The sequence below is a fragment of the Microbacterium sp. Se5.02b genome (genome assembly GCF_019464375.1).
GTDB lineage: Bacteria > Actinomycetota > Actinomycetes > Actinomycetales > Microbacteriaceae > Microbacterium.
The window spans coordinates 1,491,163-1,512,035 of sequence record NZ_CP080491.1; the positions used below are offsets into that span (position 1 = coordinate 1,491,163).

At 68.8% G+C, this 20,873-nt stretch carries 15 protein-coding genes, 1 tRNA gene and 3 pseudogenes; 13 read left to right on the plus strand and 6 right to left on the minus strand.

Annotated elements, in window-relative coordinates; genetic code table 11:
- Window positions 1–520: 520 nt before the first annotated feature.
- On the minus strand, window positions 521–1,939 hold the full coding sequence (locus K1X59_RS07435) for a zinc-dependent metalloprotease (protein WP_183152335.1): 1,419 nt from the start codon (window positions 1,937–1,939) through the stop codon (window positions 521–523).
- 118 nt (window positions 1,940–2,057) lie between these two features.
- Here K1X59_RS07435 and K1X59_RS07440 point away from each other — a divergent pair, with 118 nt between their 5' ends.
- Together K1X59_RS07440 and K1X59_RS07445 are read left to right on the plus strand one after the other, a co-directional pair.
- A complete protein-coding gene (locus tag K1X59_RS07440) occupies window positions 2,058–3,149 on the plus strand; it encodes a PDZ domain-containing protein (protein WP_220174085.1) in 1,092 nt (363 codons plus the stop codon).
- A gap of 77 nt (window positions 3,150–3,226) precedes the next feature.
- Window positions 3,227–6,136 carry a UPF0182 family protein gene (locus tag K1X59_RS07445; protein ID WP_183152336.1) on the plus strand — a complete coding sequence of 970 codons (2,910 nt, stop codon included), beginning with the start codon at window positions 3,227–3,229 and terminating at the stop codon, window positions 6,134–6,136.
- A 148-nt stretch (window positions 6,137–6,284) separates the two neighbouring features.
- On the opposite strand, the gene K1X59_RS07450 is transcribed toward K1X59_RS07445, so the two are convergent.
- Window positions 6,285–6,358, minus strand: a tRNA-Met gene (locus K1X59_RS07450).
- Window positions 6,359–6,455: 97 nt separating this feature from the next.
- Here K1X59_RS07450 and K1X59_RS07455 point away from each other — a divergent pair.
- Window positions 6,456–7,261, plus strand: a pseudogene (locus K1X59_RS07455) (carbon-nitrogen hydrolase family protein).
- 28 nt (window positions 7,262–7,289) lie between these two features.
- Here the strand turns inward: K1X59_RS07455 and K1X59_RS07460 are convergent.
- Entirely contained in the window at window positions 7,290–8,492 is a 1,203-nt protein-coding gene (locus K1X59_RS07460) for an aminotransferase class I/II-fold pyridoxal phosphate-dependent enzyme (protein WP_183152338.1), read from the minus strand.
- A gap of 64 nt (window positions 8,493–8,556) precedes the next feature.
- Window positions 8,557–8,916, minus strand: a complete 360-nt coding sequence (locus tag K1X59_RS21165) for a hypothetical protein (RefSeq protein ID WP_258567160.1) — start codon at window positions 8,914–8,916, stop codon at window positions 8,557–8,559.
- Between the two features lie 75 nt (window positions 8,917–8,991).
- On the opposite strand from K1X59_RS21165, the gene K1X59_RS07465 reads away from it, so the two are divergent.
- From K1X59_RS07465 to K1X59_RS07475, 4 genes are read left to right on the plus strand one after another with little or no spacing between them, the layout of a single operon-like run.
- Window positions 8,992–10,152, plus strand: coding sequence for a S1C family serine protease (locus K1X59_RS07465; protein ID WP_396652581.1), 1,161 nt, complete (start codon window positions 8,992–8,994; stop codon window positions 10,150–10,152).
- Between the two features lie 47 nt (window positions 10,153–10,199).
- Window positions 10,200–11,093 carry a CDP-glycerol glycerophosphotransferase family protein gene (locus tag K1X59_RS07470; protein ID WP_258567161.1) on the plus strand — a complete coding sequence of 298 codons (894 nt, stop codon included), beginning with the start codon at window positions 10,200–10,202 and terminating at the stop codon, window positions 11,091–11,093.
- Window positions 11,090–11,452: a CDP-glycerol glycerophosphotransferase family protein gene (locus K1X59_RS21170; RefSeq protein ID WP_258567162.1), complete on the plus strand. Its 363-nt coding sequence runs from the start codon at window positions 11,090–11,092 to the stop codon at window positions 11,450–11,452. The genes K1X59_RS07470 and K1X59_RS21170 overlap by 4 nt, the downstream gene beginning before the upstream one ends.
- On the plus strand, window positions 11,449–12,885 hold the full coding sequence (locus K1X59_RS07475; protein WP_220174086.1) for a CDP-glycerol glycerophosphotransferase family protein: 1,437 nt from the start codon (window positions 11,449–11,451) through the stop codon (window positions 12,883–12,885). Before K1X59_RS21170 ends, K1X59_RS07475 begins: the two co-directional genes overlap by 4 nt.
- On the opposite strand, the pseudogene K1X59_RS07480 reads toward K1X59_RS07475, so the two are convergent.
- Window positions 12,875–13,926, minus strand: a pseudogene (locus K1X59_RS07480) (glycosyltransferase). The gene K1X59_RS07475 and the pseudogene K1X59_RS07480 sit on opposite strands and share 11 nt — an antisense overlap.
- 149 nt (window positions 13,927–14,075) lie before the next feature.
- Between K1X59_RS07480 and K1X59_RS07485 the strand changes: the two are divergent.
- The 6 genes and pseudogenes from K1X59_RS07485 to K1X59_RS07510 all read left to right on the plus strand — a co-directional run bounded on the left by K1X59_RS07485 (window position 14,076) and on the right by K1X59_RS07510 (window position 20,027).
- Window positions 14,076–15,359, plus strand: a complete 1,284-nt coding sequence (locus K1X59_RS07485) for a CDP-glycerol glycerophosphotransferase family protein (RefSeq protein WP_183152341.1) — start codon at window positions 14,076–14,078, stop codon at window positions 15,357–15,359.
- A 38-nt stretch (window positions 15,360–15,397) separates the two neighbouring features.
- Window positions 15,398–16,027 (plus strand): annotated as a pseudogene (locus tag K1X59_RS07490) (biotin--[acetyl-CoA-carboxylase] ligase); the annotation flags it as partial.
- A gap of 189 nt (window positions 16,028–16,216) precedes the next feature.
- Entirely contained in the window at window positions 16,217–16,735 is a 519-nt protein-coding gene (locus K1X59_RS07495) for a PH domain-containing protein (RefSeq protein ID WP_220174197.1), read from the plus strand.
- Between the two features lie 103 nt (window positions 16,736–16,838).
- Window positions 16,839–17,963, plus strand: coding sequence for a 5-(carboxyamino)imidazole ribonucleotide synthase (locus K1X59_RS07500; protein WP_220174087.1), 1,125 nt, complete (start codon window positions 16,839–16,841; stop codon window positions 17,961–17,963).
- Between the two features lie 145 nt (window positions 17,964–18,108).
- The gene (gene purE / locus K1X59_RS07505; protein WP_183152778.1) at window positions 18,109–18,576 is read left to right on the plus strand and encodes a 5-(carboxyamino)imidazole ribonucleotide mutase; all 468 of its coding nucleotides are present in this window, start codon (window positions 18,109–18,111) and stop codon (window positions 18,574–18,576) included.
- The gene (locus K1X59_RS07510) at window positions 18,573–20,027 is read left to right on the plus strand and encodes an LCP family protein (RefSeq protein WP_183152342.1); all 1,455 of its coding nucleotides are present in this window, start codon (window positions 18,573–18,575) and stop codon (window positions 20,025–20,027) included. Before purE ends, K1X59_RS07510 begins: the two co-directional genes overlap by 4 nt.
- A gap of 190 nt (window positions 20,028–20,217) precedes the next feature.
- Here K1X59_RS07510 and K1X59_RS07515 read toward each other — a convergent pair whose 3' ends face one another.
- A complete protein-coding gene (locus K1X59_RS07515) occupies window positions 20,218–20,805 on the minus strand; it encodes a hypothetical protein (protein WP_183152343.1) in 588 nt (195 codons plus the stop codon).
- Window positions 20,806–20,873 lie beyond the last annotated feature (68 nt).

A 20,873-nucleotide genomic window follows, 5' to 3' on the forward strand; every position in this document is an offset into this window, starting at 1 on the left:
CCGCCACCGCGTCGGCTGTGCTGTGGTCGACCAGCGGGACCCCCTCGTCGGCGAGAGCCTCCCGCATGCGGTACTCGCTGCGGCCGTCGGCGAGTCCGATGCTCTCGATCCACGCCGGGCGCGGTGTGGGCGGGTCGTCGAGGAGCAGCGGGGCGATGCGGGCGAGAAGCGCCCGAGCCGCGTCCCGTGGTGCGCCGGTGGCGTGCGCGATCACGTCGAACGACGCGCGGCGGAAGCCGGAGCGCAGGCGGCTGAGCAGGAGCTCGACCCACGGATCGTCCGCGTCGAAGCGCATGTCGCCGTCGTCGCCGAGCTGGAGTGTGCGCTCGTCGCGCCAGAGGAGCGGCGCGGTCGGAGTCAGGCGGGTGAGGATCGGGGGAGTGAGCGGCATCCCTCCGATTCTGGAGCTGTTCCCGGTCGACCGGGACGACGACTTCGCATCCGTGGACAACTTCGGCTCGCCCCGCGTTAGGGGGAGGAGAAGTCGGCTCCCGGATCCCCTCGTGACGGAGCGCGCAGGTCAGACCGGTCGGTCGCCTTCGGGAGTGTCGTCGCCCTCGAGAGCGTCGTCGTGGTTCTCCGCCTCGGACGCGGCGTCCGTTTCCTCCGCAGAGAAGTCGTCACCGTCCAGCAGCCGCGCGAGCGCTTCGTCGAACTCGTCGGCGACCGGACGTTCTCCGCGCTCGGCGGCCTGCAGCCGCGCGACGAGGGCGCTCGGGTCGTCGATGTCCTCGGCGGTGGGCATGAGGTCGGGGTAGTCCCAGAGGGAGTCGCGGGCGCCGATGCCGACGGCCTCTGTCACCGCGTGCCACATCGCGGATGCCTCGCGCATCCGTCGGGGGCGCAGCTTCAGGCCCACCAGTGCTCCGAGCGCATCCTCTGCCGGTCCGCCGACGGCGCGTCGACGACGGGCTGCTTCGGCGATGCGGGCTCCGTCCGGCAGACGCGAGGTGGCCTGCGCTGTGACCACGTCCACCCACCCGTCGATCGTCGCGATGAGGTTCTCGAGCCGGGTGAGGGCCTCGCGCTGAGCCTCGCTCTGCACCGGAAGGAGCGCCCCGCCCTCGATGGCCGCGCGCAGCTCCTCCGGGTCGGAGGGGTCGAGGCGGCTGGCGACGTCTTCGAGTGCATCGACATCCACAGTGACACCACGGGCGAAGTCCGTGATCTGCGCCATCACGTGCAGGTGCAGCCACTTCGCGTGCCGGTAGAGACGGGCATACGCCAGCTCCCGGGTGGCGAGGTAGAGCGCGATCTGATCCTCGGGGATCTCGAGTCCTTCTCCGAACGCCATGAGGTTCTGCGGAATGACGGCAGCCGTGCCTGCGGGCAGCACGGGGATGCCGACGTCGCCGCCGGAGACGACCTCGAGCGAGAGGTTGCCGAGCACCTGTCCGAACTGCGCCGCGAACACCGAGCCGCCGAGCCCGCGCATGAGTCGGCCTGCGCCCTGCACGACGCCCCGCATCTCTTCGGGGACCTGGGTGTCGAGCGCGGAGGTCAGGGCGTCGGCGATGCTCGTCGACACCGGGTCGGCGATCTCCTTCCACACCGGCAGGGTCTTCTCGACCCACTCGCCACGCGTCATCGCCGTCGGGTTCTCCGAGAGCTCGGAGATCGTGGTCGCCTCGCCGAGCCACAGGTTCGCGAGGGCGAAGGAATCCGCGAGCGAGGTGCGCGACCCGTCGGTGATCCCCTGGCCGTCGCGATTGGCGATGAACAGCGCCTGTCGCAGCGCGTTCTCCCACGGGTCGCCGCCGAACGCGCCCTGGAGCTGCGACATGATCGTCTGCATCATGGCGGGGTCGAGCGTGAAGCCGTCCATCCCCTCGAAGGCGCCCTGGAGCGCCGCGGGGTCGATGTCGCCACCGCCTTGATTCGCGAGCATCCTTCGCAGGAACTCCTGGAAATCCTCGGGTGTCGGGTCGTTGTCTGCCATGTCGATCGCCCTCTCAGCACTTCGCTTGCCGTGGCATCTACGCTAGTCACAGGTTTCTGCGCGCGACCCCGATGCGGGCAGATCGGTGTACGCCGCTCGCGAACGACGGAGGAATGCTGTGGATCGAACGCGGTCTGGAAAGCTCGGACTCGGTGTCTGGGCGCTGATCGTCGCGCTCATCGCTCTGGTCGTGCTGACCTTCCTGCCGTCGCCGTACGTGATCCAGAGGCCGGGGCCGGTGTACGACACGCTCGGCACCGCGACCGACAAGGAGGGCGACGAGGTTCCCCTCATCAAGGTCGAGGGCGCCGAGACCTTCGAGACGGCAGGGACCCTCGACCTCACCACCGTGCAGGTCATCGGCAACCGCGAGCGCACGCCGAGCTGGTTCGAGCTGGCGCTCGCCTGGATGGACTCCTCGCGGGCGGTGGTCCCGCTGGATTCCGTCTTCCCCGAGGGCGTCACGACCGAGCAGCGCGATGAGCGCAATGCCACTCTGATGGTGGATTCGCAGCACGAGGCCACGGCGGCCGCTCTGAACGAGCTCGGCTACGACACCGGCGCCCAGGTCGTCGTCGTGGATGCCGTGGCCGACTCGCCCGCTGACGGCACCCTCGAGGCCGACGATGTGATCACCGCGATCGGCGGCACCCCTCTCACGTCCGCCACGCAGCTGCGGGAGGCGATCCAGGATGCGGGTGGGGACCCGGTGGAACTCACCGTGCTGCGCGACGGGGACGAGCAGCAGGTCGAGGTGACGCCGGAGGAGCACACCGAGGCCGGGAACACGACGTGGCTCATCGGGGTCACCCTGCGCACCGACTACGACTTCGAGGTCGACGTCACGATCCAGCTGGACAATGTCGGCGGACCCAGCGCCGGGATGATGTTCGCACTGGGCATCATCGACACGCTGACCGAAGGCGAACTCAACGGCGGCGAGAACGTCGCAGGAACAGGCACGATCGATGCCGCGGGCACGGTCGGTCCGATCGGCGGGATCCGGCAGAAGCTCTACGGTGCACGGGACGCGGGGGCGGAGTTCTTCCTCGCCCCTGAGGCCAACTGCGACGAGGTCGTCGGGCACATCCCGGACGGATTGCAGGTGATCCGCACCGCGACGCTGGACGAGTCGCTCGCCGCGCTCGAGGTCATCGCGGACGGCGGGGATGTGGCGGCGCTGCCGAGCTGCGAGCGCACCGGTTCCTGACCCGCGGGGCGTCGCCGTGACCTCGCCGTGATCGGGATGACAGCCTGCGCACAGTGAGCGGTGCCTAGGATGGGAGGGTGACCTCGACCTCAGCTCCGAATCCGGCCACGCCTCGAACCTCCCGACGCATCCTCGGCATCTCCCTGGTGATCATCGCCGCGTTGATCGCGGTGTTCTTCGTGTTCGCCTCCCTCTACACCGAGTTCCTCTGGTTCGACCAGGTGGGCTTCACCGGTGTCCTCACCACGCAGTGGATAGCCACGGCGGTGATGTTCGTGGTCGGCTTCCTCGGTATGGCCGTGCCGCTGTTCGTGGTGATCCAGCTCGCCTACCGGCTGCGTCCGGTGTACGTGCGCCTCAGCTCGCAGCTCGACCGGTACCAGGAGGTCATCGAGCCCCTGCGTCGACTGGCCATGTGGGGCATGCCGATCTTCTTCGGCCTGTTCGCCGGCTTCGCCGCGGCCGGGCAGTGGAAGACCGTCTGGCTCTGGGCCAACGGCGTCGCCACCTCCGACGTCGACCCGCAGTTCGGAATCGACACCGGCTTCTACATGTTCGCGATGCCGTTCTACTCGATCCTGCTCGCGTTCGTGTCCGCGGTGCTGCTGCTCTCGCTCCTGGTCACCGCTCTGGTGTCGTACCTGTACGGCTCCGTGCGCATCGGTCAGGGTGAGCTGCGCATCTCGAAGCCGGCGCGCATCCAGCTCGCGGTCATCGCCGGGCTCTACCTGCTCGTCCAGGCGGCGAGCCTGTGGCTCGACCAGTACAAGACCCTCGTCCAGCCCGATGACCGCATCACCGGTGCGGCGTACACGGGCGTGAATGCGACGATCCCCGGTCTTGCGATCCTCGCGATCATCGCGGCCGTCGTCGCGATCCTGTTCTTCGTCACCGCGGTCATCGGCCGCTGGCGCTTCCCGCTCGCGGCTACCGCGCTCCTGATCGTCGCCGCGCTGGTGGTCGGCGTCGGGTACCCGTGGGTCGTCACCACCTTCCAGGTGAAGCCGAACCAGAACGCCTATCAGGCCGAGTTCTACCAGCGGAACATCGACGGGACCAAGGAGGCGTACGGGGTCGCGAACCTCGAGACGACGCCGTTCGAGGCCGAGACCGACGCCGAGGCCGGCCAGCTGCGTGCCGACGCCGAGACGACGGCGTCCACCCGCATCATGGACCCGAAGGTCATCCCGCCGACGGTGCGCCAGCTCGAGCAGTACCGCGGGTACTACCAGTTCCAGAAGACGATGGACGTCGACCGCTACGAGATCGACGGCGAGATGCAGGACACCGTGGTGTCCGTGCGCGACCTCGACATGTCGGGGCTCGGCGACGGCGACAACTGGAACAACCGGGTCGCGGTCTACACGCACGGCTACGGCCTCGTCGCCGCTGCGGGCAACCAGCGCACGACCGACGGCGAGCCCGTCTTCCTCGAGCGCGGCATCCCCTCGTCCGGGTTCCTGACGGATCGGGAGAACTTCGAGCCCCGCGTCTACTTCGGCGAGAACTCGCCCGAGTACTCCATCGTCGGCGCCCCCGAGGGGTCGGAGCCCGCGGAGATCGACTATCCGCGCGGCAAGGACGGCTCCAGCGAGACCAAGACCACGTTCTCCGGGAACGGCGGTCCGAAGATCGGCGACACGTTCACGAAGCTCCTCTACGCGCTGAAGTTCCAGTCGGAGCAGATCCTGTTCTCGAACCTCGTGAACGACGACTCGCAGATCCTCTACGACCGCGATCCGAAGACGCGTGTCCAGAAGGTCGCGCCGTACCTCGAACTCGACAGCGACCCGTATCCGAGCGTGGTCGACGGCCGCATCGTCTGGATCGTCGACGGCTACACGACCAGCCAGACGTACCCGTACTCGACGAGCGTGAGCCTGTCCGACGCGATCGCCGACTCGAACGTGCCGTCGCCGACTCTCGCCATCGACGACATCAACTACATCCGCAACTCGGTCAAGGCGACGGTCGACGCCTACGACGGTTCCGTCACCCTCTACGCGTGGGACGACGAGGACCCGGTGCTCAAGACGTGGCAGAAGATCTACCCGTCGACCCTGAAGCCGGTCAGCGAGATGTCGGGCGAGCTCATGAGCCACGTGCGCTACCCGACCGACCTGTTCAAGGTGCAGCGCGACATCCTCGGCGTCTACCACGTCGACAAGGCCGGTTCGTTCGCTCAGCAGGACAACCGCTGGCAGACGCCGAACGACCCGCGCAGTGACGCGATGCTGCAGCCGCCGTACTACCTCACGATGCAGATGCCCGGCCAGGAGTCGCCGCGGTTCTCGATGTTCTCGACCTTCATCCCGAACTCGCAGGGTGCCGGCGGGAGCCGTGACGTGCTCATGGGCTACCTCGCGGTCGATTCGGATGCCGGATCGGAGAAGGGCGTGAAGGCGGAGGGCTACGGTCAGCTGCGCATGCTCGAGATCGACACCGACACCACTGTTCCGGGTCCCGGCCAGGTGCAGAACACCTACAACTCGGATACCTCGGTGGTCCCGCAGCTGAACCTGCTGCAACAGGGTGAGTCCGAGGTGATCTACGGCAACCTGCTGACGCTGCCCGTGGGTGGCGGTCTGCTCTACGTGCAGCCCGTGTACGTGCAGTCTTCCGAAGGTACGCAGCTGCCGCGCCTGCAGAAGGTGCTCGTCGCGTTCGGCGACCGGGTCGCCTTCGAGAACACTCTCACCGAGGCACTCGACACTCTCTTCGGCGGCGACTCCGGGGCGACGGGCGGCGACAACACGGTCGAACCGAGCGATCCGGAGACGGAGAACCCGGAGACCGGTGAGACGCCGACAGAGCCGACGCAGCCGACGGACGCGCAGGCCACTGCCCTGGCGTCGGCGCAGCAGGCGCTGATCGACCGCGAGACCGCCTTGAAGTCGGGCGACCTCACCAAGTTCGCGGAGGCCGATGAGCGCCTCACCGCGGCTGTCGAGAAGCTACTGGAGCTGGAGTCCGCTGCGGGGCAGTGATCGCTTCCTCACGGTGAAAGGGCGTCCCTCACGGGGCGCCCTTTCGTCGTCAGGAACGCGGCACCGCCGGGCGCTGTGCGCGTGTCATCGGCGTCGGACCCAAAAGGTGAAGGCCCTGAGATCGTGATGATCTCAGGGCCTTCATTTGTTGCGGGGACAGGATTTGAACCTGCGACCTCCGGGTTATGAGCCCGGCGAGCTACCGAACTGCTCCACCCCGCGGCACAAGAAGTAACTTATCACGGAATCGGGAGGCGGGCGAATCGAGGCCCCGCCCGCGTGCGGCCCGGGCGCGTCGTCGATGCGAGAGGATGAAGACATGTCTGAGACCGCCGCCGTCCCCGTCGCCGTCTGCCAGTTCGCGCCGACGGCATCCCGCGCCGACAACCGCGAACGCATCGCGGAGCTGACGGCGGATGCCGCTGCACGAGGAGCGAAGCTGGTGGTCTTCCCGGAGTACGCGAGCTACTTCGTCGACCCGATGGATGAGAGCCTCTCCGCCAACGCGGAAGAGCTCGACGGCGAGTTCGTCGCGACTCTCACCGCCCTCGCGGCCGAGTACGCGCTGGTCATCGTGGCCGGACTGGCAGAGCGGGCCGAGGGGCATCGGGTGCGGAACACCGTCGTCGCGGTGCGCGGAGACGGCATCCTCGCGGTCTACCGCAAGCAGCACCTCTACGACGCATTCGGGCAGACCGAGTCCGACTGGATCGAGCCCGGCGCTGTGGGGGAGGCCGCGACCTTCGAGCTCGGCGGTCTGCGCTTCGGGCTGATGACCTGTTACGACCTGCGGTTCCCCGAGGTCGCACGCACCCTCGTCGACGCGGAATCGGATGTGCTCGTCGTCCCCGCCGAGTGGGTCAGGGGACCGCTCAAGGAACACCACTGGACGACGCTGCTCGCCGCTCGGGCGATCGAGAACACGGTGTACGTCGTGGCGGCGGACCACCCGGCACCGATCGGCGTCGGACACTCGCAGATCGTCGATCCGGAGGGTGTCGTGCTGGCGGGCGTGGGTACGGCACCGGGAATCGCTGTGGCGGTCGTCGAACGCTCCTCTCTCGCACGGGTGCGAGAGAGGAACCGTCGCTGCGCGTGCGACGGTACTCGGTCGCTCCCCGCTGACGAGAACGCCGACCGGTCTCCGCCGAGATCAGACGGTGAGCGCAGCGAGTCGCGCGGCGGCCGTCTCGAGCACGTCGACGCGCTTGCACGCCGCGAACCTGACCAGACCGGAGAACTCGCTCCGTCGCTCTTCTGAGACGAAAGCGGTCAGCGGGATCGCCACGACGCCGGCACGCTCCGGAAGAGTGCGGCAGAACGCTGCCGCGTCTTCGCCGCCGAGCGCCGTCGCATCCGCCACCGTGAAGTAGCCGCCCTGCGGGGTATGCACCGTGAAGCCGGCGGCCCGCAGACCGTCGCCGAGGATCTCGTGCTTTCGAGCGAGCACGGCAGCCGCGTCGGAGAAGTAGGAATCGTCCATCCGCAGCCCGACGGCGACGGCGGGTTGGAAGGCCGACCCGTTCACGTAGGTGAGGTACTGCTTGACCGTGAGCACCGCCGTGATGAGGGCGGCAGGGCCGTGCACCCAGCCGATCTTCCAGCCCGTCGTCGAGAACGTCTTGCCGGCGGAGGAGATGGTCAGGGTGCGCTCGGCGGCTCCGGGGAGCGTGGCGATGGGCGTGTGGGCCGCATGGAACGTCAGATGCTCGTACACCTCATCGGTGACGATGACGGCGTCATGGCGCGTCGCCAGCCGGACGACCTCCTCGAGCACCTCGCGACCGAACACGGCACCCGTGGGATTGTGCGGGTCGTTGACGAGGATGAGGCGCGTGCGGTCGGTGACCGTGGCTGCGAGCTCGTCGAGATCGGGCTGGAAGTCCGGGGCGCGGAGCGGGACCGTGCGGAGTCTGGCGCCGGCGAGAGCGACGGCGGCGGCGTAGGAGTCGTAGTACGGCTCGAAGACCACGACCTCGTCGTCGGGGCCGTCGATGAGCGCGAGCAACGTCGCGGTGAGCGCCTCGGTCGCGCCGGCGGTGACGATGACCTCGCTGCCCGGATCGACCTCCAAGCCGTAGAACCTGTGCTGATGTGCGGATATCGCAGCGAGCAGATCGGGGAAGCCCCGCCCGGGCGGGTACTGATTCACGCCGTCGGCGATGGCGTGACGGGCGGCCTCGAGCACCACGGCCGGACCGTCTTCATCGGGGAAACCCTGACCGAGATTGATCGCTCCGGTTCGGGCCGCGGCGGCGGACATCTCTGCGAAGATGGTGGGCGCGACGGTTCCGTCCGCAGCGAGCAGACCGGCTCCGGCGGCTGTGCGACGCCATGCGCCGGGGATGACACTCATGAAGAACAGGCTAAGGCCATAGCTGAAACTCATCCTCGACATAAGGAACGCACAGATACACGCGTCATTCTGAAATGGTCGTTGAAGGAGCACACACCATGAACGAAGACAACACCCAGGACCACTCGGTACCCGCGTCGAACGACGCCGTACCGTCCACCGAGGCCGCAGAGGTCGCCGCCCAGCCGGCGACGGACGCCGCCGCCGACCCCACAGCTCCGGCCGCCGCAGCGCCCGCGGCTCCTGCGCAGGGACACGAGGTTCCGTCGACGTTCACGTCGCACACCCCGCCGGCTCCGGTGATCGAGTCCGTCCCTCGCGGATACGACGCGTCGGCGGCACCCACAGCGGCCACGGCATCGGGGGCGGCTTTCGGCATCCCGACGGCCGCCTCGTACACGCAGCCGACACAGCCGTTCGGCACGGAGCCCGCCGCGGGCGACGGCACGAAGACGAAAGACGCGAAGCCGCGGGCGGGGCGAAGTTCGCCGCGTTCATCGTGGCCGCGGCGCTCGTCGGCGGCGTCGCCGGTTTCGGCGGCGGGGCACTGCTCAACGGGATCCAGGATCGCCCGTCCTCCGGCACGGCGACAGGACCGCAGACGGTCACGGTCAACAACCCGGGCTCGGTCAACGAGACCACCGCCGTGGCGACCTCGGCGCTGCCGTCGGTGGTCACGATCGAGGTCGCGGGATCCAGCGAAGCCGGCAGCGGGTCCGGTGTGATCATCAGCGACGACGGATACGTGCTCACCAACACGCACGTGGTGACGCTCGGAGGTGCGGTCGCCGATCCGACCATCCGCGTGACCACGTCGGACGGGCGCCTCTACGAGGCCACCGTGGTCGGCACCGACCCCATCTACGATCTCGCCGTCATCAAGCTGAAGGATGCGAAGGGGCTCACGCCCATGAAGTTCGCGGACTCGTCCAAGCTCAACGTCGGCGACACCACGGTCGCCCTCGGCGCGCCGTTGGGGCTCGCGAACTCGGTCACGACCGGCATCGTCAGCGCCCTCAACCGAAGCATCCAGATCGCATCGTCGGCCCTGCCCGACTCGTCTTCGGAAGATGCTCCGCAGGAGCAGGCGCCGGAGGAGGGGCAGCAGGGACCGTTCCAGTTCGACATTCCGGGAAGCTCGGGTCAGCAGGCCACCGACTCCATCTCGATCGCCGTGATCCAGACGGACGCCGCGATCAACCACGGCAATTCGGGTGGCGCCCTGGTGGACAGCAAGGGCGAGCTGATCGGCATCAACGTGGCGATCGCGAGCTCGGGCAGCTCCGAGGAGTCCGGCTCGATCGGCATCGGCTTCGCGATCCCGTCGAACATCGCCAAGCGCGTGTCCGAGGAGATCATCGCCGATGGCCAGGCCACGCACGGCCTCCTCGGCGCATCGGTGCAGGACGCATCCAGTATCGAGGGCGCGACCGTGGCCGGCGCATACATCGCCAAGGCGAGCGCCGGTGGCGCGGCCGCAGACGCGGGCATCGAGGAGGGCGACATCGTCACCTCGTTCAACGGGGTGCCGATCACCAGCGCGACCGACCTCACCGCTCAGGTACGGGCAGCGGCCGCCGGCAGCAAGGCGGAGCTCACATACGTCCGTGGCGGCAAGGAGTACGACGTCGAGGTGACGCTCGGCGAACTCGCCGGCTGACCCGCGACTCTCAGAGAAGGACGCCACCTCCGCGATAGGCTCGCGGGGTGGCGTCCTTCTCTTTCGGCACCGGCAATGCGGCCAAGCTGCTCCGGATCCCGTTGTATGCCGTCGGACGCATCGGTACGCTCCTCGTCCCGCGCGGGCGACGATGGGTCTTCGGCTGCGGCGCGGGGATCGGCGACGGCGCGCTCGCTCTGCAGCGGCACGCCTCGGCACTCGGACACGACACCCTGTGGCTCACGGCCTCCGAACGAGAAGACGGTGATGCGACCGCTCTCGGCATCCCTTTCGTGCGCAAGAGCGGCGTGCGCGGGTGGTGGGCGACGGCCAGAGCAGGCGTGATCGTCGTCACGCACGGCCTCGGCGACGTCAATCGCTATGCCGATGGCGGTGCGTTCGTGGTGCAGCTCTGGCACGGTATCCCGTTGAAGCGCATCGGGCTGGACTCGCCGGCGACGACGCAGGTCCCCGATATCCCCGGCGCACGCGTGCTGCGTGGAATCGTCGCCGTCCTGTACCGGGCCGCTGCGCAGCGGATCCGTGTGCTCCCCGCCGCCTCGCACCGGGCACGTGGGCGGCTGGAGTCGGCGTTCGGTCTCGGCGACGACCGTGTGGTGGTGACGGGCGAACCTCGCGTCGACGTCCTCTCGGCACGTACCGACGCGGAACGTCGCACGCACGCGTCCGACGTCCTGCGGGACGCGGTCGGCGAGATCGACGAGGCCGCCCGCACGATCCTGTACGCGCCGACCTGGCGGGACGGGGCCCCGGATCCCGCGGTGCCGACGGCGGCGGAGTGGATCCTGATCCTCCGCCTGCTCGAGGAGCAGAACGCGATCCTGCTGGTGCGCTCCCACCCCTGGGAGCCGGCGGCTACGCACCCCCGCTGCCCAGCAGACGAGTGCGGCCGCTGGGCGCCGCCGTCCTCTCCGATGTGACGCCGGCACTCGCCGCGGTGGACGTCCTGATCACCGACTACTCATCGCTCGCGTACGACGTGGGGCTGCTGGGCATGCCGGTCCTGTTCCTCGCACCGGACGCGCGAGAGTACGCGCGCACGCGCGGTTTCTACGGGCGGTTCGAAGATGTCGCTGGTACCGATGCGGCCGCCGATTGGGCAGCAGTGCTCGCACAGCTCGAGCCACTGCTCTCCGACCGCCACGCGTATGAAGGAGCGTCCCGCAGATCCGCTACGCTCAGCGCGACGATGCACGCGCATCGGGACGGACGCAACACGGATCGCGTGTACCAGGCGATCCGCGCTCGGGGGATCCCCGCGCCGAAGGGAGCAGCATGACAACGGCCCGCATCGATGACGCAGCGGAGGCGCTGGTCATCGCAGGGACCGGCCAGCGACCTGCTGATGCCGCATTGATCGGCCCGCGTGCGCGTGTCGAAGCCCGCATCAGCGGAGGCGGCAAGACGTGGAAGGCGACGTTCCCGCTCCAGGCGTCGCGCTGGGGCGGACCCTCGCTTCCGCTGCCGGCGGGGGAGTACGAACTGCGGATCGCGGATGCCGACATCGAGGGGATCCGCATCGACCCCGTGGTGCTCACCGGGGTGCGCATCGCCGTCCACGGCGGCAGCGTCCGCATCGCGCCTCCGATCGACCCGGTGTACGAGACCGCAGAAGGACGCTCGACCCTGGAGGAGAGGTACGTCGCGCAGGCGGGCGGAACCGAGAACGCGGTGTTCTTCGAGAGCTTCTACGGACGCAGCGTGGGGTGCAACCCCCGTGCGATCGACCGTGAGCTCGCGGTCAGAGCACCCGACGTGCGCCGCTACTGGAGCGTCGTCGACCTGTCGGTCGAGGTGCCGGAGGGTGCCATCGCCGTCGTCGAGGGCACCCCGCAGTGGTGGCATGCCAGGGGAGCGGCGCGCCTTCTCGTGGTCAACGACTGGCTCCGTCGTCGCTTCGCCCGCAAGCCGGGACAGAAGGTCTTGCAGACCTGGCACGGCACCCCGCTCAAGAGGCTCGCCCTGCACCGCCCGGGGTTCGATCCTCGGCGGATGGCCGCGGTCGTGAAGGAGTCTCGGCGCTGGGATGTCCTCCTCGCTCAGAACACATACTCCGAGCGCATTCTTCGGAAGGCATACGCCTTCTTCGGGCGGCCGATCTGGGTGGAGGGCTACCCGAGGAACGACGTGCTCGCCACCGAGGACCGCACAGCGGTCCGCACCGCCCTGGGCATCCGCGCCGATGAGCGGGTGCTGCTGTATGCGCCGACCTGGCGGGACGACCGGTCGGAGATGGTCGACTTCGTCGATCCCGAGCTTCTGGCGCAGCAGGCCGACGCCGTCGTCCTCGTGCGCGGACACTCCCGGACCCTCGAGCAGGGACGAGATCGCTCCGGCGCGCGCGTCATCGACGTGACCGGGTACCCCGAGACCGCCAGGCTCCTGCTCGCGGCCGATGCTCTGATCACCGACTACTCCTCGGTGATGTTCGACTTCAGCGTCACGGGCAAGCCGATGTACTTCCTCGTACCGGACCTCGATCACTACCGCGGGCAGCTGCGTGGCTTCTACTTCGATCTCGCCGAACGCGCGCCGGGACCTCTGGTCCGAACGCAGGAGGAGCTCGCGGCGGCTCTGGCGGACACGGATCACGATGCGGCGTTCGCCGGACGGTACGCGGCCTGGCGCCGGCAGTTCAACACTCGCGACGACGGCCATGCCGCGGCGCGCGTCGTCGATCGGATCCTCGACCTGGGTTTCGTCACGCCCTGACGGCACGAAACGTCAGGTCAGGGAGCGGCGTGTTGCGTGTGCCCAGCCGCGAGGCGTCGACGGTGTCCCGCGCGCCGCGGAGCACTCCGCCGAGGAATCCGAGACCCCAGGAGAGATGCATCGTCGGGAGCACCAGCAAGGTCCATGATCGCTGTCGCACACCGCCGCCTCCTGGCGCGAGGGCGACCCCGAGCACCAGCAGCAGGTAGAGCGCCAGCGGCACGCCGACCACGAGCGACGCGATCATCGAGGCCACGCCGCTGACGACGCCCGTGAGCTGGAGCACGGCGAGAACGACAGCGAGCGCGACCACAAGGACGAGGGCGGGCGGGGCGAAGTAGCGGATCCCGTTCCGACGGCCGTATCGGCGCACCAGCTCGCCGCGCCACGCTCCGGTCGCACGGAACTGCCGTGCCAGTCGCAGCCAGCTCTCGCGCGGCCAGTAGGTGACCGACAGTTCGGGGTCGAACCACACGCGGTGCCCAGCCTGGCGGATGCGGAGGTTGAGCTCCCAGTCTTCACCGCGCCGGATCGACTCGTCGAAGAGGCCGACCTCTTCGAGAACCTCTCGGCGCATCACACCGAGGTACGCCGATTCGGCCTCACCCTCCTGCGAGCCCCCATGGTAGGCGCCTCCGCCGAGTCCGACGGGGGAGTTGTACAGCCGGGCGACGGCCTTCTGGAACGGCGTGCGACCCTCGGCGTGCATGACGCCCCCGACGTTGGCCGAGGCGGTGCGTTCGAGAGTCCGGAGTGCGCGTGCGGCATAGCCGGGGAGAGTTCGGAGTGGGCATCGACGCGGACGATCGTGTCGTAGCGGCTCGCACGGATCGCCGCGTTCAGTCCTACCGGGATGTGCGCGGCCGGATTGTCGACGAGGCGGATCCTCTTCTCCGTCGAGGCGAGTCGTCGCGCGAGTTCCGTCGTGCCGTCGGTGGACGGACCGAGCGCGAGGACGAGCTCGGTGGGCACGTCGACGTCCTGAGCGAGCACGGATTCGATCGCGTGCTGGAGGTAGGCGCGTTCGTTGAGCACCGGCATCACGAAAGAGACCCCGGGCAGGGGCGCTGCGGTTTCATCGGCTGGCACATGACGATCATGTCACGGCGGCTCTCCCGGTTCCTGACCAGGCGCGGCGGATCGTTCCACAGCCGCAGGAGGGCGGCGCGACGACGAACTATTCTGGAGGGATGGGTGCACTGTCTGACGCGAAGAAGGCGTACCGTCTGCTGAAGCGGGCGCTCGCCTCCCGCACCGCCGTGCAGCGCGTACGACGGCGGCTCTCCGAGCGGGAGCCGTACCCGACCGACCACTTCAAGGTCGCGGTGTACTTCGCCGACGGCGCCGTGAACATGTACCAGATGCGGCAGTGGTACCGCCCGCTCGCCGACCTCGCGACACGCTGGCCCGTCGTGGTGCTCTCACGGCAGGCGACCGGCACCGAGAAGCTGCTCGACGAGGCATCGCCGCCCGTCGCGTTCGTACCGAAGATCCGCGACCTCGAGCGGTTCATCGCCACCCAGGACATCCGCGTCGTCCTGTACGTCAACCAGAACACCCGGAACTTCCAGATGTTCCGTTACGGGCGACGGTGGCACGTGTTCATCAATCACGGCGAGTCCGACAAGATGTACATGACGACGAACCAGTACAAGGCGTATGACTACGCCCTCGTGGCCGGACAGGCGGCGCGCGACCGTCTCTCGCGCACGCTGTGGGACTACGACGTCGACCGGCGCACGATCGAGATCGGACGTCCGCAGGCGGACCACTATTCGGGAACGCTGCCCTACGCTCCGGATGACCGCACCGTGGTGCTCTATGCGCCCACCTGGGAGGGCGACCGGCCCAGCGCCCACTACGGGTCCATCGCCACCCATGGGGAGACACTCGTCACCCGTCTCCTGGCCACGGGTGCTCATCGCGTGATCTACCGCCCGCATCCGCGCAGCGGGGTCATCGACGAGGCGTACGGCGCCGCCCACAGGAGGATCCTCGCGGCGATCAGCGCCGCGAACGCCGCGGACCCGAGCGCGCAGCACATCTACGACCACGGGCCCGAGCTCGGCTGGCAGCTCACCGCCGCCGACGTCGCGGTCGTCGACATCTCGGCCATGGTCTACGACCGGCTGGCCGCGGGGAAGCCCCTGATGATCACCAGGCCGACAGACGAACGTGCCTCGATCGACACGAACGGTTACCTGGCGGACTGCGAGTGGTTGACCGCGGATGCGGCGGCCGACATCGTCGCCGAGGTCGAGCGCGTGCGCGGAGACGAAGCGGCGATCGCACGGTTGCGGATGTGGGTGCAGCACTACTTCGGCGACACGACACAGGGCGTCGCGACCGAGAAGTTCCACGCGGCGATCGACGAGCTCATGCAGGAGTGGGAGAAATGGCAGGCGCATGAGGTCGGCGCGATCCGCGAAGACGAGGACGACGATGACGAGGAAGCCGATGATGAAGAGGTGTGAGCGTGCCGTTCCCGCTGGCGAGTGAGGTCGCGCCCCGCGTGGAGTCCGTCGCTCGGACCGGCTCGACGAACGCCGACCTGCGCGCACACGCCGCCGACGCCATCGGCTGGCCGCACCTCTCGACCCTGGTGACACGCGATCAGACTGCGGGACGCGGGCGTCTCGACCGCACGTGGGTGGCCCCGGAGGGTTCGGCGATCGCCGTCTCCGTCCTGCTCCGCGAACTCCCCGACGAGCCGGCGGCCCGCGGATGGCTCCCGCTCGCAGCGGGTGTCGCGATGTGCGACGCCATCGCCGCCCAGCTCCCGGAGCACGAGGTGGCGGTGAAATGGCCGAACGACGTCCTCGTCGACGGACGCAAGATCTGCGGCATCCTCGCCGAGGCGACCGCGGATGCGGTGATCATCGGGGCCGGTGTGAACACGGCGATGACCTCTGCGCAGCTCCCGGTGCCGACAGCGACGTCGTTCGGCGCTCTCGGGGTCGCCGCCGACGACGACCGGCTGCTGGCCGCCTACCTGCGGCTGCTCGACGCTCTGGTGTCCGAGCTCAACGCGACAGGGGGCGCACTGCAGAGCGGGCTGCACTCTGCGGCGACCGCGCGGTGCGCGACGCTCGGGCAGGCCGTCCGCGTGTCGATGCCCGGCGGGCACGTGGTGGAGGGCACAGCCGCGGCACTCGACGCCGACGGGCGCCTGGTGGTCACCGCAGGGGGAGCAGCACGCGATCTCTGCGGGCGATGTGGTGCACGTGCGTCCGGCGGGAAGCTGACACGCCGCTCCACAGACGGCGATGTCGCAGATCACAGGCACAATGGTGGGGTGACCCAGCCCGTGACTCTCGGTGGGCGGCCTCTGATGCCGCCGCCCGGCACACCCTCCGAGGAGCTCTTGATCGCGCGCTTCCGCAGTCACGCCCGGCGGCTGTTCTGGTCGGCACTCGTGCTCATCGCGACATTCGGCGCGACGGCGTACTTCTACGGCAACCTGCCTGCGGGGTTCGAGGACTGGATGCTGCTCGCTGCGGCGGGCGTGCTGGTCGTCGTCGCCGTCGTGGTGCCCTTCATCGTCTGGTATTCGCGGAGCACCACCGTGACGACGAGGCGCGTCATCGCGCACAACGGCATCGGAGCGCGCCGACGCCGCGAGATGTCTCATGCCAGGGGATACACGATCGCCGTGCGTCGCGGCCCGTTGCAGCGCATGTGGGGCTCCGGCACGATCACGCTCTCGAACGGCGTGGACGCCCCACTGCGGCTCGCCAACGTCCCGAACGTGACCCTGGTGCACGAGACTCTCGCCGACCAGATCGAGGTCGGGCAGATCCTTGCGCACCGCGACGCGCAGGCCATCGGAGACGACCCCGCCGAGCGGTGAGCGCCGTTCGTCCGACGCCGCTGCGTACCTGCGGTCGTCCGGAGTGTGTCACATCCGTCCGCAGCGGTGCGGGAGAATGGGTGCAGACGAAGGGAGACGGCACATGGCGTTGCGTGTTGGCGTGATCGGCGGAGGACAACTGGCCCGGATGATGATCGCCCCGGCGGTCGAACTCGGACTCGAACTGCGGGTGCTCGCAGAAGACGAGGGGATGTCCGCGGGCTTGGCGGCCACAGCGGTCGGTGACTACCGCGACCTCGAGGCGGTGCGCGCGTTCGCCGCCGACGTCGATGTCGTCACCTTCGATCATGAGCACGTGCCGCAGTCCGTGCTGCGCGCGCTCGTGGCCGACGGAGTCGTCGTGCATCCCGGACCGGATGCGCTCCAGTTCGCGCAGGACAAGCTGGTGATGCGTGCACGCCTCGCCGAACTCGGGGTCCCGCAGCCCGAATGGGCGGCGGTGCGCAGTGTCGCCGAGCTGCAGGAGTTCCTCGACGCGCACGCGGGAGCGGGTGTCGTGAAGACCCCGCGTGGGGGATACGACGGCAAGGGCGTCCGCGTGGTCCGTGCGGCGGAGGAGGCGCAGGATTGGCTCGATGCGCTCGCCGACGACGACGCGCTCCTCGTGGAGGAACTCGTGCCCTTCGTGCGGGAACTCGCCCAGCAGGTGGCGCGTCGCCCCCACGGAGAGATGGTCGCGTACCCGGTCGTCGAGACCGTGCAGCGCGACGGTGTCTGCGCGGAGGTCATCGCGCCCGCACCGGCCGCAGGAGAACGTCTCGTGCAGGTCGCGGACGAGATCGGCCGCACGATCGCCGAAGGCCTCGGCGTCACGGGCATGCTCGCCGTCGAGCTCTTCGAGACCGTGGATGAGCGCATCCTCGTCAACGAGCTGGCGATGCGCCCGCACAACAGCGGGCACTGGAGCCAGGACGGCGCCGTCACGGGGCAGTTCGAACAGCATCTGCGCGCCGTCGCCGACCTCCCGTTGGGCAGCCCAGAGCCTCGCGCGGCGTGGTCGGTGATGGTGAACATCCTCGGCGGCCCCGCTGAGGGCACGCTCGAGGAGCGATTCAGCGCTGCCATGGCGGAGCACCCGCAGGCGAAGATCCACACGTACGGGAAGGCGCCGCGTCCGGGCCGTAAGGTCGGCCATGTGAACGTGGCGGAGGACGACCTCGACGACGCCGTGTACGTCGCGCGCGCCGCCGCCGCGCATTTCGCATGATCCGTGAGGTCGTCGCTGCGTCGATCGTGGGGAGACATGCGCCTCAAGACGCGTGCCGTTCGGGGTTTCTCACAGCGGCAGACCGTAGCCTGATCTGGTGACCGAGCCACTGCATTCCTCCGCCGCTCCTCTGGTCGGCGTCGTCATGGGATCCGATTCCGATTGGCGTGTCATGAGCGATGCGTCCCAGGCGCTCACGGACTTCGGGATCCCGCATGAGGTCGAAGTCGTCTCGGCGCATCGCACGCCGGACAAGCTCATGTCCTACGCGCGGGAAGCGCGGTCTCGCGGCATCCGCGTCATCATCGCCGGCGCCGGGGGAGCAGCGCACCTTCCCGGCATGCTCGCCTCGATGACTCCGCTGCCCGTCGTCGGGGTGCCGGTCCCGCTCGCCTATCTCGACGGCATGGACTCCCTGTTGTCGATCGTCCAGATGCCCGCGGGGATCCCGGTGGCGACCGTGTCGATCGCGGGCGCTCGTAATGCGGGACTCCTGGCCGCGCGGATCCTGGGTACGGCGGACGAGGACCTCGCCGACCGGGTGGAGGCGTATGCGCTCGATCTCGAGGCCCAGGTCGAAGAGAAGAATGATCGGCTGAAGGGTTCGCTGTGACCCTTGCGCCTCCGCGCGCACCACAGCGCCCGCTGATCGAGACTCGGCCGTTGCGGTACCCGGACGTCGCCGACGGCGGGACGATGGTGAAGCGCGGCTGGTGGCTCGTCGCGCTGAACCTCCTGCTGCCCGGCTCCGCGCAGGTGCTCGCTGGCAACCGTCGACTCGGCCGTTTCGGTCTCGGTGCGACGGTGACCGCATGGGTGCTCGTGATCGTGGCCGCAGGACTGGCCTTCTTCGCGCGGCCGGTGCTGCTGTGGATCACGATCGGGGGCGGGTTCTTCTCCGCCGCGATCCTCACCGTCGTGCAGGTGGTCCTCGTCGGCTACATCGTGCTCTGGATCGTGCTGACGTTCGATGCCCTCCGTCTGGTCCGGCTCGTCAAGGTCCCTGGCGCATCCCGCCTCGCGATCCCCGTGGTCGCTCTGGTGCTGCTCGGCCTCGTGGGCGGCGGGACCGCCTATGCGGCCACCGCCGTTGGGTCGGTGCGGAGCACGATCGGCGCGATCTTCGGGCAGAGCGGCCCGAGCGTCGAACCCAGCGACGGCTACTACAACATCCTGCTGCTCGGAGCGGACAGCGGCGACGGGCGAGACTCCATGCGCTTCGACAGCATCTCGGTCGTCTCCGTCAACGCCGACACCGGGGCGGTGACCATCACGGGTATCCCGCGAGAGCTTCCGAACGCGCCCTTCAGCGACGGCAGCCCCATGCAGGAGCTCTACCCGAACGGTTTCGAGGGGCACCAGTCGTCGTCGTGCGGATGGAACGGCTGGATGAACCATGTCCGCAACGCCGCGGAGGTATGCCGGGAGGACGGCGGAGCGGGACTCTATCCCGACGCCGAGGCGAACGGCTCCGAGCCGGGCATCGAAGCCACGAAGGATGCGGCGGAGGGGGTTCTCGGCATCGAGATCCCGTACTACGTGTTCGTCGACATGCACGGCTTCGCGGAACTGGTGGATGCTCTCGGTGGAGTCGAGATCGACGTCACGGAGCGCCTTCCGAAGGGCGGGCCGCCGGAGGGATGGACCGGTACCGACGTCAACGAGTGGGCGATCGGCTGGATCGAGCCCGGCAAGCAGCGGATGAACGGCGACACCGCGCAGTGGTACGCCCGCTCGCGGTACACGACCAGCGACTGGGACCGCATGAAGCGGCAGCGCGAGCTGCAGGAGGCGATCCTCGCCCAGTTCACTCCGCAGACGGTGCTGACGCGGTTCAACGAGGTGGCGGCAGCCGGCACGGCGTTGATCAGCACGGACCTTCCCTCGGACAAGCTGCCCGAGTTCTTCGATCTGATGCTCAAGGCGAAGGAGCAGCAGGTGATCACGATCGAGCTCACACCGGATTTCGGCGTGGATGAGCATCAGCCCGACTACGACTTCATCCACACCATGATCCAGCAGTCGTTGCATCCGCCGACGGAGTCCCCGACTCCTACGCCGTGACGACCGGGGGCGTCGTCCTCGCCACCCGGCCGCACTCTTCCCGGGCGCGCCAGAGCCCACGACCGTCACCTTCGGGTGATGACGAGTCGTGGGCTGCCGGTGAAGTCCACCGGATGCACCAGACGACGGTGATCGGAGGGGGAGGGATCACCGTCGTCCAGTCGACCACCGCACGAGGCGGCAGCCGGACCTAGGCGCGCTTGCGGCGAGATACTCCGACGGCGACGAGGGCACCACCGGCGACGAGCGCCGCAGCGCCGCCACCGAGGACCCACGGCGACACGCTTCCGCCCGTGAGCGCCAGTTCGAACCCGTCTCCGGTGAGGGGCAGCTCGGCTCCTGCAGGAGCGACGCCGGGGTCGTGGTCGCAGGAGGAAGCGGCATCGTGGCCATGCGACACCGCCACCGTCGCGGTGTAGGAGCGCGAGCCTCCGAAGGCGACGGCGTAAGAGCCCTCACCGTCGGACGGCGGGCGGAACGTGAGCGTCATGCTCCCGTCGGTCGCGGCCGTGTTTCCGGAGACGGCGGCGTTGCCGGCGTTCAGGCCGGAGACCGAGACGTTCACGTTCTCGGACGGCAGGAAGTACCCGGATCCGAACACGATGGTCGAGACCTCGCAGGTGTCGATGATCGGGTCGCTGACCTTGACGCCGGGAGGCGACGGGTACGAGTCGGACGACGCGGTCGGAACAGACGTCGGCGCCGCGGTTGCGACGGCAGGCGCGACGAGTACGAGCGCGCCAGCGGTAAGGCTGATGGCAGCCAGTTTCTTCAGCATGATCTCTCCCCAGAATTTCACGCGGAATCGCCTCCGGATACACCCCTGCATCCGACTGCGTGAAGCCT